Here is a 17283-nt window from a genome sequence, read left to right on the forward strand (position 1 = left end):
TGCTTTATTCATGATTTCTCTATCATGAGAGCTGAAGACGTCATGCAGAGGGGCAGGTGAGGACATGTCATTGACCAAAGCGGAAGCGATGGGACTGAAACACAGTGAATGGATTGACAAGACACTCCGCTATTACTGGTATCTGATTTTTATTGCGATTGTTGCGGAGATCTTTGCTCTTACGGTGACGCTCATTATGTCTCCAAGCGAATTCTGGGATGATGTTCTTCCTGTCCTGGTCTACCCGACGGTGGCGCAGGTCATCCTTCTTCTGATCACAACCGTTATCTACAAAAAGAAAATCACAGAGAATGAATATATCCTGATGGTCGTCGGTTCGCTTCTCGCCTTCATCCTGATTGCGGCGAACACAAGTCTTGCAGGAGCGCCGCTCATTCTCCTGTTGCCGATGATGATCTCGATCCTCTTCTTTAATAAAAATGTTGTCATCTTCAGCTACCTGGTTAACGTAATTGCGTATCTGGTTACGATTGCGCTTTTCCCGGATTTGGGGGAATATTTGCGAATTTATGAATTCATTGCGTATATTTATATCTTCTCCGCAGGGTTTATCATTCTCCTTGCCGTTCAGGAGCGGTCTGACGAAGTGATCGAGCTTCTCAGAAAAAAAGTCGATCAGGAACAGGAACTGATGGTGCGAAACACAATTATGGAACGACTCTCCAAAGTGGATGCCCCAACGGGCCTCTATAACCATAAAACCTTTCAGGAGTATTTGGCCTATCTGTTTGAACAAAGCTCCACGTCATCGTACCGCTTTCAGCTTGCCATGCTTGATATTGATAATTTCAAACAGGTTAATGATACGTATGGGCACGCAGTCGGTGATAAGATCCTCGAAAGAATTGCCGGTATTATTCAGGCGAACGTCGATGCCAATGACATTGCTTCCCGCTATGGGGGAGAAGAATTCGGCGTGCTCTTCACCGACTGTTCTTTTGAAACAGCACTCCACGTCGTGGAAACGATTCGCCTAGAAATCGAAAGGCTTCCTCACGAAGAAATGGGCGGCCGGAATGTCACAGTCAGTATCGGGCTTGTGGAGTATACCGATGAAGAGCAGGCACCTGTGCTCTTCGAGAAGGCTGACACTCTTTTGTATCTGGCGAAGAAAAACGGAAAGAACCGGATTGAGACGGAGATTCAGTGATCCCTGTATTTTTTCGAAGAAAAGACTAAAGGTTTTCACTGCGGTGCCGATATTATGTACAGATACGAACGATCTGAAAACAGAAAAGAGTGGACGATAACACGACCACCCTCTTTTCTGTTTTTCTTTTTTACCAGGACATGAGACAGAGGTGTGCAGTAAAAGAAAGGATGAGAATCAATGGATATGCGAATGACCGGGTTTGCGTCAGGTATGGATATTAACCAAATGGTCAGCGACCTCATGCGGGCTGAGCGCCAGCCGATGGAGCGGATGGAACAGAACCAGCAGGAACTGATTCTGCAGATGGACAAGTACCGGGAAGTGAACCGGGAGTTCATGCAGTTTCGGGACAATACCTTTGACTCCGTGCTGCGTCGCTCGAACATGACGGCCCAAAACGCGGTGAGTTCAAATGAGAATGCCGTCAGTGCCACGGCTTCTGCCGGTGCGGCACAGGGGACGTATACGTTTGAGGATGTGAGCCTCGCAAGCTCGACCACGAATGTGTCGACAGAACGCATAGGTGTGGACGGTGCCGATTATACGGCAACGTTGGACGAGGTGTTCGGTGATGAACTTGCAATGAATAATGATGGTGAAGTGGTGTTTGACATCACAACGTACGGCCCTGACGGCGAAGCGATTAACGGGAGCTTCAGTTTCGATCCTGAATCAGCCACCTTGTCAGAAGTGTTCGCAGAAATCAATAACTCTGAGCTCGGAATCCAGGCCTATTTTGATACGGACGGAGGCCGGATTTCCCTGACGAGGACCACGGAAGGAGCGTTCAATCCGGATGACGGTCCGGAAATTGATTTTAATGATTCAGCTTTTTTAACGGATAATTTGGCTTTAAATGGAGATGAAGTCTCTGGGGAAAATGCTTCCTTCACGATGAATGGTCTAGCCATGGAGCGTTCGTCGAACAGCTTTAATATCGACGGCCTTCAGGTGAACCTGAACAGTAACATGGAAAACGGTCAGGCGACGGTTCGGGTGAATACGGATACGGATCAAATCATGGAGACGATCACGAACTTCGTTGATGAGTACAATGAGATGATCGGCGGCATGGATGACACAGTATCGGAAGAGTATTATCGTGACTATGCGCCACTGACGGAAGAACAGATGCAAGCCATGGAAGAGCGGGAGATTGAAATGTGGAACGAGCGTGCGGAGAGCGGTCTTCTCCGCCGTGATTCAACCATTAATAGTGCCTTGAATCAGTTCCGGATGGACTTTTACAATCCGGTTGACGCAGGTATGGATAACCAGACGTTCAGCCAGCTGACGGAAATCGGCATCACGACTTCCAGTGATTTTCAGGATCGCGGACGTCTCGAGATCGATGAGACTCAGCTTCGAAATGCCATTGAATCAGATTCGGAAAGTGTGTATCAGCTCTTTGCCGCAGATGGTGAAGATGAGAATCAGGATCAGCGCGGGATCGCCCGCCGTCTGCGTGACACGGCATCAAACGCCATTGAACAGATCGGCAACCGGGTGGGCCGAACGGATTCACCGGGTTCGATTCAGAGCTCAACACTCGGTCGTGAACTCTTGCAGGTGGAAGATCAGATGTCGAATTTTGAGCGTCGCATGCAGCAGGTTGAAGAACGTTACTGGAGTCAGTTCACTGCCATGGAACAGGCGATGGCCCAGGCCAACGCCCAAGCAGAACAGCTGATGTCCCAGCTTGGCGGTTTGCAGCAGTAATAAACGGTATATATGAAGCACGGTCCCTATTTTTTGCAGGCCGTGCTTCTTTTTTTTGTGAAATAGGATAAACATTCTGATAATCCATCCGATATATGAAATAGATGAAGAATACCGTCAGACAACAGAATAGGGAAAGGGTGGTTAAACGTGATGAGAATCAGCGGCTTTGCCACAGGAATGGATATCAATCAGATGGTCACGGATCTCATGCGTGCAGAGCGTATGCCTGTCGACCGGATGCAACAGAATAAACAGCTTCTCGAATGGCGCATGGAGGAATTCCGTACGATCAACCGGAAGCTTGAAACGTTCCGTACGAATATCTTCGACGGCGTATTCAGAAGTGCCAATATGCTTGCGAAGACCGGGACATCGTCCGATGAATCCCGTGTCTCCGTGACGGCTGCATCGAATGCACAGCCGGGGACGATGCGCATCAACAGCGTATCGAGTCTCGCGGAATCCGAGGCGCTCGTATCAGAGGCATTAACCGTTTCCGGTGAGACAGCGACCCGTCAGACGACGCTTGCGGATTTGACTGGTTCCTCGGATCCTGAGTTCACGCTCGAAGTGACAACGAGAACGTCTTCGGGGGAGAAGAACGAAACATTCACATTTGCCTCTACGGACAAGGTTGATGATGTATTAAAGAAAATCAACAGCTCTGATCTTGGTCTGAATGCTTTTTTTGACACACAGACAGGGCAGATTTCCTTCAGCCGTGAAGAAACGGGTCTTTACGATGAGAACGGGAGTCTTGCCATGGGTGGTTCGGCAGACGCTCAGATAGCATTCGCTGACAGCACACTCGCATCTGCTTTCGGTGTTCAGGAAGGCCAGGGGACAAGAGTGGCGGGTTCGAACGCTGTTGTCAACATCAACGGGATTGACACAGAGCGGGGAACGAATACGTTTACCGAGAATGGTCTGACCATTACACTCAGGGATACGTTCTCATCAGATCCCGTCACGATCGGTTCTGCGACGGACACGGATAAGATTTTTGATACGATCATGGATTTTGTCAACGAGTACAACGAACTTGTTGAACACGTCAACGAGAAGCTTCGAGAAGACCGAAACCGTGATTTCCGACCACTCACCGACGATCAGCGCGAGGCGTTGAGCGAGCGTGAAATTGAGCGTTGGGAAGAACAGGCGATGAGCGGGATGCTCCGTAATGACCGGATTTTACGCGGCGGCTTTGACCAGTTCCGTTCTGCGATGTATACGCCGGTGAGTCTCGGAGAAGGTTCATCGTTTAACCAGCTCGCGCAGATTGGCATTACGACGACAAATAATTTTCGCGATGGCGGGAAGCTTGAAGTGAATGAGGACCGGCTGCGCGCGAAGATTAATGAAGATCCTGATGCTGTGTTCCGACTCTTTACGGCTGATGGGAGCTCCCAAAGTGAGAAGGGACTCGCGAGACGAATACGGGAAAGTGCAAATTCGCTGATTGATTCGATTGCAAGAGAAGCCGGCGGCTCCCGTGGACGAAACCTGAATCACCAGTTTACCTTGGGCCGTGGGATGGATCAGATTGATGATCGGATTACGAACTTTGAGCGGAGGCTCGAACAGGTGGAACAGCGCTATTGGAGCCAGTTTACGGCGATGGAGAAAGCCGTGGCCCAGTCCAACTCGCAGGCTGAATCACTTTTTGCGCAAATGTATGGTGGCATGATGTAGCTGTGGTAAAATAAAAGCGAAGGAGCGCCTTCGCTTTTCCCTTTTTCCAAGGGTTATTGAACGACAGATATGATAACCCTGATCAAGGGTTGGTATAAGGTGGGACTGAGATGCATCCGTTAACTGAATTGTTTTCTGTCACAAAAAAACTCTATGACCACGTCCAGCAGCCTCTGCCGAAGGGAGAGGAGCGGGATCGGTATATCGAAATCATTGCGGAGCTCTTACAGAGGCGTGAAGAGCTAATACCGCAAGTCGGGCCGCCCAAAACTGATCAGGAGGAGCGGATTGCAAGGACGCTCCTTGATTACAATCGTAAGCTGACAGATCGTTTGACGGTCGTTATGCGTGAAGTCGGACAGGATCTCAATCAGATCCGCAAGAAGAAGTCGACGGGCAAACAGTATGAAAATCCATACACCAGCCGAACGCAGGACGGCGTGTTTTTTGATTCTAAAAAATAAATAAGATTATTTATAATTAAAACACTGAACAATTCTGAAAACTGATCCGATATAACCAGTGAAGGCTAAAACCGAGGAGTGATTCACATGGAAGTGCGATCATCTACGGGCTTCTCAACAGCAAGAGAATTTCTGACACATCAGAATCAGCGTCAGGAATTCACTCAGGTTGAAAGGAGCCCAAGTCAGCTGCGACAGAGTGGTCAGGCACAGGGAAGTGTTGACACGTCTTCAAGAGCGTCCGAAAATCTGTCCAGGCGAGAAGGCCATGAATGGACAACGGAACAGCTCGACGAAGCGGCTGACGCCATGACGGAGCTGAGTATGCTGCGAAACACGTCACTCAGCTTTGAGCGTCATGAAAAGCTCGACCGCACGATGGTGAAAGTGATCGATCAGCAAACGGATGAGGTGATTAAAGAAATTCCGCCTGAGGAATTTCTTGATATGATTTCGTCCATGCTGGAGTTCGCAGGGATCCTGATTGACAAAAAGGCGTAGTTGAAGCTTAAATAAAAGAACCCGCTTAAAGACGGGTTTTTTTATTTTGGCAAAATCATGGAGGGAAAATGCTGTTTCGTCTAAAGATTCGGGGAATTGAACCGATATAATAGTCAGTAAGCAGTGGTACTACAGACTCGAAAGGGTGTTTGGCATATGGCAACGAATAATCCGTATCAACAGTATAAACAAAATACGGTGGATACCAAATCTCCGGGGGAATTGACACTTATGCTCTATGATGGCTGTCTGAAATTTATCAGACGGGCAGAGGAAGCGATAAAAAACAAGAATATCGAAGTGAAGAATGAAAACCTGTTAAAGGCTCAGAACATTATCCGCGAACTGATGCTCACACTGAATACAGATGTCGCGGTAAGTCAGGACATGATGTCGATGTACGACTATATCCTGAATCAACTCGTTGAAGCTAACATGAAGAATGATCTCGATGCCCTGAAAGAAGCCGCAAAATATACGGAGGACTTCCGCGATACGTGGAAGGAAGTCATCAAAATTGACCGTCAGGAACGCCACTCCGGAGAAAAGTCGTCAGAACCAGTGCAGTCTGCAAAACCAAGTACGCCTTTGAAGGCGGTTAAGAAAGAGGTACAGGCAGAAGAAGCGGAATCGGCGAAGAAAACTGCGACTGCGGATCAGCTTTCAGCGACGGCAGCAAAGCCTGAACCGAAGATAAAGCCGAACCCGAACAATCCTTACGCAAAAGCGAAAGCCGCCGGCTACGGCGCACCGAACAACCCTTACACAAAGGCGAAAGCATTGGCGACAGCCAGCACGGGATCTGTTGCGTCATACAAAGGATAAAGACTTTGCAAGGAAGCACCGGAAAGATAAACTCCCGACCTGTTATTGAAGAGGCCACTGAAAATCTCACGATATTAATTGAACGAAAGTGAACTCACAGAAAAAAAGATGACCAATTTCCAATTATTTTGGAGTTGGTCGTCTTTTTTTTCACTATTGTCTGATTCTTTTTCTATTTTTCTTGCGATAGCTTCAGTATTCTTTTGAGATTTACTGTAAATATGGCCATTGCTCCTTGTAATTCCATGCCAATCAGACCCGAGGAAGTGGCTACTTCATACCCGTGTCGGTGCTTTAATTCATTGTTTTTTGCTTCAATTTTATAACGTTCTTTTGATTTTTCCTTGAAATAGTCACTCATTTGAAATTCGATTTGCTCAGTGTGTTCTTTAGATTTTATTGAGACCCCATACGTTTTACTTTTAGCACCTTCGATGTAACAACCTTCTTTCATCGGGCATCTTTTGCATAGTTCAATATCAAAATAATATTTTATTTTTTGATTTCTCCCTGCTATTGCTTTTCCATTTTTCGCTTTTCTTATTGCCATATGACCTGCCTTGCAAACATACATACCGGCATCTTTATTGAATTGAAATTCATCTTCCTTTTTGCGGTTACCTTGAGTCACTGAAGGATTTAACTTAGCAACTAGTCTTATGTTGTTTTCATTACTGTACGCAATATTTCCTTTTTCGGAATAGGCTGCATCTCCAATGATTGTATCAACAGCCATACCTGCTTCTTTGCTTTTTTCAATCAAGGCTTCGAGTTGCTTACCGTCGTTCTTTTCCCTAGTCGTAATAACAGCTGCGGTAATGATTCTTTCTTCATTGATCGCCAGATGGCTCTTATATCCAAAGAAAGAGGTATCGGCGGACTTGTGTCCCACTTTTGCATCCTGATCTTCAGAACATCGCAGATGTTCCACATCATCTTCAACCGTTTCCTTTAATCTATTCAATCGCTCTTTGATGTTTGGATAATTGGAGAGCGTTGCTTCCTTCTCAATCACCTTGATGAGTTTCTCGGTATATTGGATCTCATCTTCTAAGTCATCCGCCTGTGTTTTGGATGGGAATTTTTCTTTCATGGATTCATCGATCTGGTAAATCGCCTTTCTCAGCTTTTTGGCTCGATCCCTAAGTACGTCTCTTGGTTTTAATAGATTGTAACGGGCTTTGGTATGTGTTGCATCCACAATAATCGAACGGCTTTTAATAATGTCCTCTTCCAACGCTATTTCAACGGTTTTATGGATGAGCAAGTCCAACAGATTCAAGTCTTTGAGCCTGAGCTTACGAAACTTCGTCAGGGAGCTTGGATCAATCACATCTTCTTCAGGCGTCATGTCTAAAAAATATTTGAATGACATATCATATTTCGAACGTTCAACCAAATCTACATCCGAAAGATCGAAGATCGTTTTCAATAATAAGTATTAAAACATCCGAATGGGATCAATCGCATTCCGTCCATTATCCAGGCAGTATTTTTCTTTAAGTTCTTCATAGACAAATGAAAAATCTACCAGTTCATTGATTTGTCTTAACAGATTATCTTTTGGAACAATAAGATTTTAAAGCTCCATATAAGGACTAAGCTTTAGCGACTGTTGTTTTGAAATGATCCACATCACCCACTTTATATTCGTTACTTTAATTATACTTAAAAGTACACTCGGATTGTCCTTTTTATTGGAAATTTTTTGATCGTATTCATGCTTTCCACCATGGCATAATCAGACGAAACGAAAGACGGTGACGCCTGCGTAAATAGCATGAGTTGAAGACCCCGCAGAACATCCAAGGGATGTTCGAGGAGGCTGAGGCCATGCCCGCGGCAAGCTTCCGTCTGCAGTGCAGTCTGATTTCAACATTTGTATTGGTTGAAGTTTCTTTTCGTTTATCACATTATGTAATCAAAAAAAGAAACCCTCAACATAGAGAGTTTCTTTCATAAAGACTTTTTCAGTGGCCTCGTTATTGAATGGGTCGGGGGTTTTTTAAGTGTGTAAGAGAAAGGCAATACGTGCAGAGAGTAACAATGTATGAAGTTAATTGGTAATTTAATCAAAGTGAAAAGGGCTTGATTGTAAATCAATTAAATCATGTTTAGTCAATACTCATCATGGAAATAGGATTGTACATCCAATCTATGGAGGAGGTCGATTATGAAATACCTTACTAAGATGGCAATCGCGATCACAGGAACAGCAATGGCAGGGTCAGTGCTCCATTCAGAAACAGAAGCGGACGTTCATGACTACCAGGATACAGAGGATCATTGGGCGAAAGAAGAAATAGGATACTTGAGTGGCCAAGGATATTTAGAAGGCTATACAGGAGGACAGTTTCGGCCAAATCAAACGATCAACAGGGCTGAATCGGCTGCCGTATTTTTTCGACAACAACATTTAACTGAAACAGATGGTGATTTCCCTGATGTATCTGAGGAGTTCTGGGCGTCGGGAAAAATAGGCGCATTGCAGACTGAAGGGATTATGTCAGGTTATGAAGATGGGACATTCCGTCCGGCAAATTCAGTTACAAGGGCGGAAGTCGCCATTATGTTGGCTAATACTTTTAACTTTGATGCAGAGGCACACTCGGAAGCGGAGTTTCCGGATATCGGTGAGACCGATCATGCCTATGAAGCTGTTCAGGATGTATACAGCAGTCATGTTATGCAGGGGTATGGTGATGGAACGTTCCGTCCTGATAAACCGATTACGCGGGCTGAATTCAGTGTCGTACTCGCCAGATCAATTAACGAAGATTTCCGTGAAGAACTGGTGGTCACATCGAAAACGGATAAGCTGTTAGAAGCGATCATGGAGGAGGACTTTGAAACAATTGCCGACTATGCACATCCGGAAGAAGGAATCAGGTTCTCACCTTATGTTTTTGTTCAGGCGGATGACCAAGTCTTTCATAGTGATGAGTTAAGAAATTGGCTTGCGGATGAGACCGTTTATATGTGGGGACACCAAGATGGAACAGGACACGCTATTGAGAAGACGACCCGCGACTATTTCAAACGTTATCTGAATAACCATGACTATTTAAATCCGGATGAGCAGGTTTATAATGCAGATAAGAATCGGGGCAATACGTTAAATAATATTCGTGAATTTTTCCCGGACGCTTCTTATACAGAATATTATGTGAGCGGAGATGAGGAACAATACGCAGGCATGGACTGGGGCAGTAACATTCTCGTTATGCAGAAATATAAAGACGACTGGTATCTGATTGCCGTTGTGAATGACGAGTGGACGATATAAATCCAAATGAATTATACTGTCATTAAAAAAACCTGATTAATGATGAAATCACTGAATATCTTTTTAATGTCATCGAAGGAAAGTGAACATCTGAAAAAGTCGACCAACATCCCGTTATTTTGGAGTTGGTCGACTATTTTCGTGCTGTTTCAAGTCTTCTGATCATGTTTACGCGATCGTGTGGATACATCCTTGCGCATTTTCTTGAGTTCATTCCATCACAGCTTCGAAAATAAGAGTGAACAGACTGTCTTTATCTTGATTGATTTTCCGGTATGAACCAGAGTATGTATAATTTAATTAATTATTCACTACTATAATCACTCACTTATACAGAAAAAGCGTGATCTGTGCGGGTGTCGTAAGAAAATATCACACGTCATATTACTACAGAAGCGTTTTTATAGATATGCTTGCAAGTTATCAGACAAGTCTGTATCGTTGATCATGTAAAATCTTAAAAAATAAAGGAGATGGGAACATGAAGAATAAATGGCTATTAGGAAGTCTCCCTGCATTTTTGGCAGGGGCGCTTTGATTGGCTCCGGCACAACTGCCTTGGCAGATGAAGAGGGCAATGGTGACACATTCAAACTCGACGTACTCCATACAAATGACATACACTCGAAGATTGATAACTTCGGTAAATTAAGTGGACTGATTGATGATATCCGTTCACAGTCTGAGAATTCCCTGTATGTGGATGCAGGTGATATTTTCAGCGGAAGTCCGGTTGTTGATTTACAATACGGGGAACCGATCATTGCGCTTTTAAATGAAATGGGTCTCGATGTGATGACAATTGGAAACCACGAATTTGATTACGGTCAGAATCACCTTCAGGACCGTATAGAACAGTCCGAATTTCCATGGATTGGAGCGAACATGGAAGTGATTGAGCCGACGCATCATGTCGATCAGCCGGATCCATATGAAATATTTGAATTTGACGATGTGTCTGTCGGTATCTTCGGTATGACGCAGGCTCCTCCGGCTACACGTCCTGCAGGCATCATTGGAATGGAATTTCATGACTATGTAGAAACGGCTCTTGAGTATGAGTATCTTGCTGATGAAGTGGATATTCTCATTGCTGTTAATCATATCGGTTTAAGTGCTGATCAGGCACTTGCAGAAGAAGTGGAGTTCTTTGATGCAATCATTGGCGGTCACTCTCATACCAGAATAACAGAACCGAGAATGGTGAACGGGACACCAATTGTACAGGCAGGCAGTGATGCGAATTATCTTGGTCATTCCACTTTTACACTTGACAAAGAAACTGGCGATGTATCGTTTGATTTTGAGCTGAATGATGTTCGGGAAGTAGATGAATCAATGATCAACGAGACCGTGGATGCTATGGTTCAGGGCTATCTCGATGAAGCGGAAGAGATTCTCAGTGAAGTTATTGGTCACACTAACACAGGTTTGAATCGGAATGACCGTTGGGAAATGGATGTTTCATTAGGGAACTTCTGGACCGATTCCATGCGCAATGCGCTCGGTACAGATATTGCATTCACAAATAATGGCGGAATCCGCGCGAATATTGCTGCAGGGGATATTACAGCAAACGATATTTATACGACTGAACCTTTTGGGAACGAAATCACAGAGATTGAGATGGTCGGCCATGATCTCGTTGAAGTGATTGAACACTCTTATACAAGAAGTGCGGATTCATTTGGTTATCAGGTTGATCTGCAGGTGTCCGGTGCGGAATATATCATTTATTACAATGAGGATGAGACATTTGCCGGAGTCGATTTCTTCATCGACGGCGAACCGATGGATATGGACGAAACCTACAGTATTGCTATTAATAACTTTATGTATGAAGGTGGAGACGGTTACGAAATGTTTGCTGAAACAAGCGAACTGATCCAAGAAGCTGCAGGATACGTTGCCGTATCGATGTTCCAATACGTTGAAGAGCTGATGGAAACGGAGGGTGCCGTTGATTATGCACCAACAGAAGGACGTATTCAAATGCTCCCTGTTGACGAAATGACCATCGATCTTCCATTCACCGATATTCTTGAAAACAACTGGGCATTTGATTATGTGGCACACCTTTATGGTAACGGCATCGTAAATGGTACAACAGAAACAACATTCTCCCCTGCACGTGACGTTACAAGGGGCGAATTTGCAGCACTGGTGACGCGTTCACTAGGGCTTGAAGTGGCTGATCCTGATGGAGATGCTCCGTTTAGCGATCTTGGAGCTACACTCGGAAGTGAGATTACGGCAGCTTACGATGCAGGCCTCGTCCAAGGCCATCTCGATGGCACGTTCCGGGAAACTGCATCGATCACACGTGAGGAAATGGCTGTTATCGCTGCGCGTGCATATGAGCATGTAACGGGTGAAGACGTTCCTACTCTTGGAGAACACAATCACCCTGATTTTGATCAAGTCGCGGCATTTGCCGTTGAAGGCTTTGGTGGTATGATTGAAGTCGGTCTCTTTGAAGGGAACCTTGATGGTGAACTGATGCCAAAGGCGAACACTCAGCGGAGCGAGGCAGCTAAAGTGGTTTATTATATGAGCCAGTGGTAAGATGATGTTTGACTCTAAGAATTGAATGAGAGTCTTAAGCTGATAAGAAGTGAATGAGAGAATAGGCAGGGACAGAACCCGGCAATGAATAGGACCCTCACCAAGCGGTGGGGGTCCTTTGTACAGATAGGTGGTTGGTACAATAAACATCCGTTTTCTGACGCGAGGTTTCAGCTAACCGACGACCCAATCACGGTTATTCAGACAGGGAGCCTGACTGAAAAGGGAATCTGCTTTTTTGCATATATGCCTTATAAATGAAAGTCTGCCTGGTTCCAAAAAATCCGAGACTTAAGACCTAAATATCATCAATTTCTTCATACGATTGTGTTTTTCTGACAAAGACGATACAAGTATGTCATTCAAAGGATGTATCTGCTATACTGAGCCTGTTGGAGGTGTAGTATACGTGACTCGAAAACTGACAAAAGCTCAGCGGGAATTTCTCGCAAACTACTCTGATTTTCTCGTTGAGGTGGAAGCATCCCTACAATACGTCAGTGAATGCTATATTAAAGATGACCATGACATCGGGGATCGCCTGATGAAATCTGTGATGGCCGGATTGGAACCTTATAATGAAGAGAATCTGACCTTGCAGTCGATTTTTCATGAGGACGAGACTGCGCTCAGACAGCTCAAGACGTTTATCGAAGCGGCCAGATGGGCCATCGAGGTTGAATCATCATTCCCATCAGAAGAACAGCGCATGCGCTTTTTGCATGAGACGCTGATGCCGAGATTGAAGAACTGGAAAGGCTCGGTGGACCGTTACGCGATCGAGCTTGCATAAGGCAGGCAGGATTAATCACTATTCATTGTATGAAAACAAAAAAAGACCGAAAATCGGTCTTTTTTTGTACTTTAGGAATGTTTAACTTTATTAAAGGATTATAGTATAAGTGCAACTAAGGCTTTCGCCATTCAAGCTTGGCGACAAGCCGAGTTTTCTTTACGTATTATTGTTTTTTCAGAATGACGGCACCAAGAGACGGGACGGATACGGTGAATGTACCGTTTTTCGCTTTGTAACGGTCACCGGAGTCGATATCTGTAAAGGAATGGTTGCCAACCTGCTCGATGTTGACATTGTGCTGTTTCTTGTCGCTGTTCATGGCAATGATAAAGCGGTCTTTGTCATCTGCTCGTTCAAAGGCTACATACTTGGCATCTTTGGCAGCACTCAGGAAACGGAATGAGCCGTCACGGAGCGCTTTGTGATCTTTACGGAGACGGATGAGCTTTTTGTAAAAATCAAAGAGTTCCTTGTCCTGATGATCCTCTTCCCAAATCATCGGCTTTCTGCAGCCTGGATCACCGCCGCCGTCCATGCCAATTTCGTCGCCGTAGTAAATGCAAGGTGCACCCATATACGTCAGCTGGAAGAGTGCCGCAAGTTTCATGCGGTCCTTATTCCCTTCGGCAATGTGCAATAGCCTTGGTGTATCATGGGAATCAAGAAGATTAAAGGCGACTTCGTTTGCCTGTTTCGGGTAGGCAATGAGCATCTGATCTAGGCGGCCCATGAACGTCTCGGCGTCGATGTCGTCTTTGACAAAGAAGTCGAGGATACTGTTTGTGACCGGATAGTTCATCACCGCATCGAACTGGTCTCCCTGCAGCCAGGCAAGAGAGTTATGCCAGATTTCGCCGAGGATATAAGCCTCAGGGTTTGCCTGTTTCACCGTATCGCGGAACTCACGCCAGAAACGGTGATCGACTTCATTGGCCACGTCAAGTCGCCAGCCGTCGACACCGATGTCTTCCACCCAATAGCGGGCGACTTCAAGGAGATAGGCTTTCACTTCCGGATTTTCGGTATTTAATTTTGGCATAGCCGGAACAAAGCCGAACGTGTCATACGTCAGGGGATCCGTTTCAAGCGGGAATTCCTTTACGTGGAACCAGTCGGCAAACCGGGACTTCTCCCCGTTCTTCAAGACGTCCTGAAACGGCGGGAAGTAAAAGCCCGAGTGGTTGAATACGGCATCGAGCATGACGCGGATGCCACGCTCATGGGCTTTCTCAACGAGTTCCTTCGCCTTGTCGTTATCTCCGAACTGCGGATCCACCTTCAGGTAGTCAATCGTATCGTATTTATGGTTTGAGTAGGCTTCAAAGAACGGTGTGAAGTAAATGCAGTTGATCCCGAGTTCATCGAGATAATCGAGATTGTCGATCACACCCTGGAGGTCCCCGCCAAAGAAATTGTCCCGTGTCGGCACGGCATCCGGTGTCCAAGGTTCTGTGCCAGGGGGATTGAGGGTTGGATCGCCGTTTGCGAACCGTTCCGGGAAGATCTGATAGAAGACGGCATCCTTGACCCATTCAGGCGGCGTGTGCACGTCGATGGCGTTTAGAAAGGGAAATTCAAACATGCCTGATGGGCTCCAGAGCATCCCGACACCGGATGAGTGCATTTCATCTTCCTTGAAGCCGACTTCGTTTAAAAAGACGGTCTTGTCCCCTTTTTCGAACTTAAAGGCATAGGCAAACCGTCTGAACGGCGGTTTGATGGCCACGTGGTAGTAGTCATAGAGGGTGTCTTTCGCAAAGACGACCATTTTCGTTGTCGTGATTTTTTCAGGAACGAAGTCGTATTTATCGCCCCACACGACGGATACCTGGTCCATATCATTTCGTTTTGTGCGGACGCGAATATGCAAGGTTTCTTCATCGTAGGCATAGGCATACTGAGACTTCGGCTGATGGTGAATCGCTTCTAATAACATGATGTACCTCCTTGGATTTGAGACAAGGCAAACGTTTGCGCAAAACTGTGTAAGCGTCTCCTTAATTATAAAGTCAGTATAGCACGCATGATAAAACGTGTCCATCCGTAATCGGAGAGGAACACGTTTTATGTGCAACAATTCACAAATACACCAAAAAAAATATCTTACTGTTTCATAATTAGTGTTTGGTCAATTTTGGAGCTGTCAGATAAACAGTATCCGCCGAACAACCAATGCAATCAAGTTGGGTGGCTAACAGACCTGTCAAACTGACAAGTTCAATCAGAGATGATTCACAGCACTTAACCCGGTTTTCCATCTCTTCAAAGCCATTTTGTTTGATTGTATGATGGTCCATCCGGTTTATTTTATTGATGAGTGCTTTGGTAAGGGAAAGCTGGTCTTTTTGAGCTTCAATGATGATCGACAAAGCATTTCTGATAAGCAGGTCATTTTCGTTATCCATCACTTGTTCCATATCAGTGCACCTGTTCCCTTGAAGAATCAAACTCACTGTTAAGGATCTCAGTCTCAACTGCTTCCGGGCATTCGTTTTTGTCGAGGCAGGCAGCCTGTTGATCGGTTGAAGGTTTCAAATGAAGAAACCCGACTTTTTCCGCTATGACTTCGACGCGGTTGTAGAGCGAATGGTCTTTCGGCAAGTAGGTCATAGGCGCAAGTCTTCCGGTGATGGTGACCGTAGAACCTTTGCCACAGTATTCTTTAATTGTCTCAGCCGTGTTTCGCCATGCGACTACAGGAATAAAATCCGTTTTATATTCTTGGTCTTTACTTCGGAAAGATCGTTTTACAGCGAGTTGAAACTTGACATAATGTTTACCATGCTGTGTACAGCCAAGCTCAGGCTCGTTGGCAATTCTGCCGGCCAGTGAAAATTGATTCAAGATTATCTCTCCTCTACTGAGGTATATTTTACTGTCAACTATTGGCGGATCGTATTATAACAATGGCAGAGAGGAATTTCTGTTTCCACACGAAACTTACATGCGGTTATAGAGAAAGGCAGTCCGTCTCCATCCGGGATAGCCCCAGTAAGGATAGTTCACCTCCAACGTTTAGATTATCTCTTTCAAAATAGTGGACGAAGCAGTCCATATCGTGGAATAAGTATGATTCTCTTGTCCGACTATGGAATAATTCTATAAGAACAAGTGTGTGATTTCAATACTTTTCCTATTTATTTATTGTGTCAAATTTGTGTCGGAAGTTATTTGACAGGTGAATTGACGAAAGCGGTTACAATTGCTATAGTAAAGATGACGCATTTCTGTTTTTCAGGGCGTCAGATTTTAATTAGAAGGGAATGTGTTTACAACATGCAGGGAAAAGTCAAATGGTTCAACGCAGAGAAAGGTTTTGGATTTATTGAACGTGAAGACGGGGAAGATGTATTCGTTCATTATTCGGCAATTGACCAGGAAGGCTTCAAAACGCTGGATGAGGGTCAGGATGTGGAATTTGAAGTCGTTGAAGGAGCCAGAGGACCTCAAGCATCAAATGTTGTGAAATTATAACCCTTCGGTATTGTAAAAGAAACCAAAGAAAGATCAATAGCCACTAATATGTGTTTAACCCGTTTTCTTCAAAAGAAAGCGGGTTTTTCAAACAACTGCTGAAATTGTGTAAAATTAAATTCATGTTTTAGCAGGAGAACGCATAGGGAATGACGAAACATATATACATACCCGAAAGGAGGAATTTGTCTATGAATTTTAACATTCGAGGCGAAAACCTGGAAATTACACCAGCATTGAGAGACTACGTAGAAAAAAAGGTGGGTAAACTTGAGAAGTATTTTGAAACCACACCATCTTCTGATGTGCACGTGAAGATGAGTGTCGTGAATACCGATCAAAAAGTGGAAATCACCATACCAATGCCGAAATTACTCCTTCGAGCAGAGGAAAAGCATGCGGATATGTACGCAGCCGTTGATCTTGTGATCGAAAAGCTTGAACGGCAGATCCGTAAGCATAAAACGAAAGTAAACCGCAAATTCCGCGGTGAAGACAGTCTGAAATATATGTTTAAAAACGAACTTGAGCCGATCTCTGAAGAAGAGACGCCGGATGATGACTATGAAATCGTCCGTACGAAGCGCTTCGATCTGAAGCCGATGGATGCGGAAGAAGCGATCCTGCAGATGGATATGCTCGGACATAACTTCTTCGTCTTCTCGGATGCTGTAAGCGGCGTGACGAGCGTTGTGTACCGCAGAAGCGACGGCAAATACGGCCTGATTGAGCCGGAAGCGTAAAAAGAAACGAACGATAAATAAACACCTTCAGGCAGATGCCT

General features: G+C 45.1%; 13 protein-coding genes and 2 pseudogenes. 11 read left to right on the forward strand and 4 right to left on the reverse strand.

Going from position 1 to position 17283, the window contains the following annotated elements; genetic code table 11:
• Positions 1-64: 64 nt before the first annotated feature.
• The 6 genes and pseudogenes from BSEL_RS05460 to fliS form a co-directional block, all read left to right on the forward strand.
• The gene (locus tag BSEL_RS05460) at positions 65-1171 is read left to right on the forward strand and encodes a GGDEF domain-containing protein (RefSeq protein ID WP_013172002.1); all 1107 of its coding nucleotides are present in this window, start codon (positions 65-67) and stop codon (positions 1169-1171) included.
• Positions 1172-1351: 180 nt separating this feature from the next.
• A complete protein-coding gene (locus BSEL_RS05465; protein WP_013172003.1) occupies positions 1352-2893 on the forward strand; it encodes a flagellar hook-associated protein 2 in 1542 nt (513 codons plus the stop codon).
• Between the two features lie 153 nt (positions 2894-3046).
• Positions 3047-4588: a flagellar hook-associated protein 2 gene (locus tag BSEL_RS05470; protein ID WP_013172004.1), complete on the forward strand. Its 1542-nt coding sequence runs from the start codon at positions 3047-3049 to the stop codon at positions 4586-4588.
• Positions 4589-4698: 110 nt separating this feature from the next.
• Positions 4699-5052 carry a flagellar protein FliT gene (locus tag BSEL_RS05475; protein ID WP_013172005.1) on the forward strand — a complete coding sequence of 118 codons (354 nt, stop codon included), beginning with the start codon at positions 4699-4701 and terminating at the stop codon, positions 5050-5052.
• Positions 5053-5139: 87 nt separating this feature from the next.
• A complete protein-coding gene (locus BSEL_RS05480; RefSeq protein WP_013172006.1) occupies positions 5140-5553 on the forward strand; it encodes a flagellar protein FlaG in 414 nt (137 codons plus the stop codon).
• Positions 5554-5709: 156 nt separating this feature from the next.
• Positions 5710-6093, forward strand: a pseudogene (gene fliS / locus BSEL_RS18010) (flagellar export chaperone FliS); the annotation flags it as partial.
• Positions 6094-6550: 457 nt separating this feature from the next.
• On the opposite strand, the pseudogene BSEL_RS05490 reads toward fliS, so the two are convergent.
• Positions 6551-7951 (reverse strand): annotated as a pseudogene (locus BSEL_RS05490) (IS1182 family transposase).
• A gap of 600 nt (positions 7952-8551) precedes the next feature.
• Between BSEL_RS05490 and BSEL_RS17020 the strand changes: the two are divergent.
• From BSEL_RS17020 to BSEL_RS05505, 3 genes are all read left to right on the forward strand, one after another.
• Complete coding sequence (locus BSEL_RS17020) at positions 8552-9664, forward strand: S-layer homology domain-containing protein (protein WP_013172008.1); 1113 nt, start codon at positions 8552-8554, stop codon at positions 9662-9664.
• Positions 9665-10156: 492 nt separating this feature from the next.
• Positions 10157-12229 (forward strand): 5'-nucleotidase C-terminal domain-containing protein, encoded by a 2073-nt coding sequence (locus tag BSEL_RS05500; RefSeq protein WP_013172009.1) that lies wholly within the window; start codon positions 10157-10159, stop codon positions 12227-12229.
• A 409-nt stretch (positions 12230-12638) separates the two neighbouring features.
• Positions 12639-13022 (forward strand): hypothetical protein, encoded by a 384-nt coding sequence (locus BSEL_RS05505; protein ID WP_013172010.1) that lies wholly within the window; start codon positions 12639-12641, stop codon positions 13020-13022.
• A 166-nt stretch (positions 13023-13188) separates the two neighbouring features.
• Here BSEL_RS05505 and BSEL_RS05510 read toward each other — a convergent pair whose 3' ends face one another.
• The 3 genes from BSEL_RS05510 to BSEL_RS17025 all read right to left on the reverse strand — a co-directional run bounded on the left by BSEL_RS05510 (position 13189) and on the right by BSEL_RS17025 (position 15869).
• Positions 13189-14961, reverse strand: coding sequence for an alpha-glycosidase (locus BSEL_RS05510; RefSeq protein ID WP_013172011.1), 1773 nt, complete (start codon positions 14959-14961; stop codon positions 13189-13191).
• Between the two features lie 181 nt (positions 14962-15142).
• Complete coding sequence (locus BSEL_RS05515; protein WP_013172012.1) at positions 15143-15442, reverse strand: hypothetical protein; 300 nt, start codon at positions 15440-15442, stop codon at positions 15143-15145.
• 1 nt (position 15443) lies between these two features.
• Entirely contained in the window at positions 15444-15869 is a 426-nt protein-coding gene (locus tag BSEL_RS17025) for a single-stranded DNA-binding protein (RefSeq protein ID WP_013172013.1), read from the reverse strand.
• Positions 15870-16301: 432 nt separating this feature from the next.
• On the opposite strand from BSEL_RS17025, the gene BSEL_RS05525 reads away from it, so the two are divergent.
• Both BSEL_RS05525 and hpf read left to right on the forward strand, forming a co-directional pair.
• On the forward strand, positions 16302-16499 hold the full coding sequence (locus BSEL_RS05525; protein WP_013172014.1) for a cold shock domain-containing protein: 198 nt from the start codon (positions 16302-16304) through the stop codon (positions 16497-16499).
• A gap of 191 nt (positions 16500-16690) precedes the next feature.
• Positions 16691-17242 carry a ribosome hibernation-promoting factor, HPF/YfiA family gene (hpf, locus tag BSEL_RS05530; protein ID WP_013172015.1) on the forward strand — a complete coding sequence of 184 codons (552 nt, stop codon included), beginning with the start codon at positions 16691-16693 and terminating at the stop codon, positions 17240-17242.
• Positions 17243-17283 lie beyond the last annotated feature (41 nt).

The sequence above is a fragment of the [Bacillus] selenitireducens MLS10 genome (assembly GCF_000093085.1).
Classification (GTDB): Bacteria; Bacillota; Bacilli; order Bacillales; family Salisediminibacteriaceae; genus Salisediminibacterium; species Salisediminibacterium selenitireducens.

What these genes read in the sequence shown, in the direction of transcription:
- BSEL_RS05470 (WP_013172004.1), top strand. Translation starts at nt 3,047, where the DNA reads ATGAGAATCAGCGGCTTTGCCACAGGAATGGATATCAATCAGATGGTC.
- BSEL_RS05515 (WP_013172012.1), bottom strand. Translation starts at nt 15,442, where the DNA reads ATGGAACAAGTGATGGATAACGAAAATGACCTGCTTATCAGAAATGCT.
- BSEL_RS05525 (WP_013172014.1), top strand. Translation starts at nt 16,302, where the DNA reads ATGCAGGGAAAAGTCAAATGGTTCAACGCAGAGAAAGGTTTTGGATTT.
- BSEL_RS05460 (WP_013172002.1), top strand. Translation starts at nt 65, where the DNA reads ATGTCATTGACCAAAGCGGAAGCGATGGGACTGAAACACAGTGAATGG.
- BSEL_RS05480 (WP_013172006.1), top strand. Translation starts at nt 5,140, where the DNA reads ATGGAAGTGCGATCATCTACGGGCTTCTCAACAGCAAGAGAATTTCTG.
- BSEL_RS05465 (WP_013172003.1), top strand. Translation starts at nt 1,352, where the DNA reads ATGGATATGCGAATGACCGGGTTTGCGTCAGGTATGGATATTAACCAA.
- BSEL_RS17020 (WP_013172008.1), top strand. Translation starts at nt 8,552, where the DNA reads ATGAAATACCTTACTAAGATGGCAATCGCGATCACAGGAACAGCAATG.
- BSEL_RS05510 (WP_013172011.1), bottom strand. Translation starts at nt 14,961, where the DNA reads ATGTTATTAGAAGCGATTCACCATCAGCCGAAGTCTCAGTATGCCTAT.
- BSEL_RS05500 (WP_013172009.1), top strand. Translation starts at nt 10,157, where the DNA reads ATGGCTATTAGGAAGTCTCCCTGCATTTTTGGCAGGGGCGCTTTGATT.
- BSEL_RS05475 (WP_013172005.1), top strand. Translation starts at nt 4,699, where the DNA reads ATGCATCCGTTAACTGAATTGTTTTCTGTCACAAAAAAACTCTATGAC.
- hpf (WP_013172015.1), top strand. Translation starts at nt 16,691, where the DNA reads ATGAATTTTAACATTCGAGGCGAAAACCTGGAAATTACACCAGCATTG.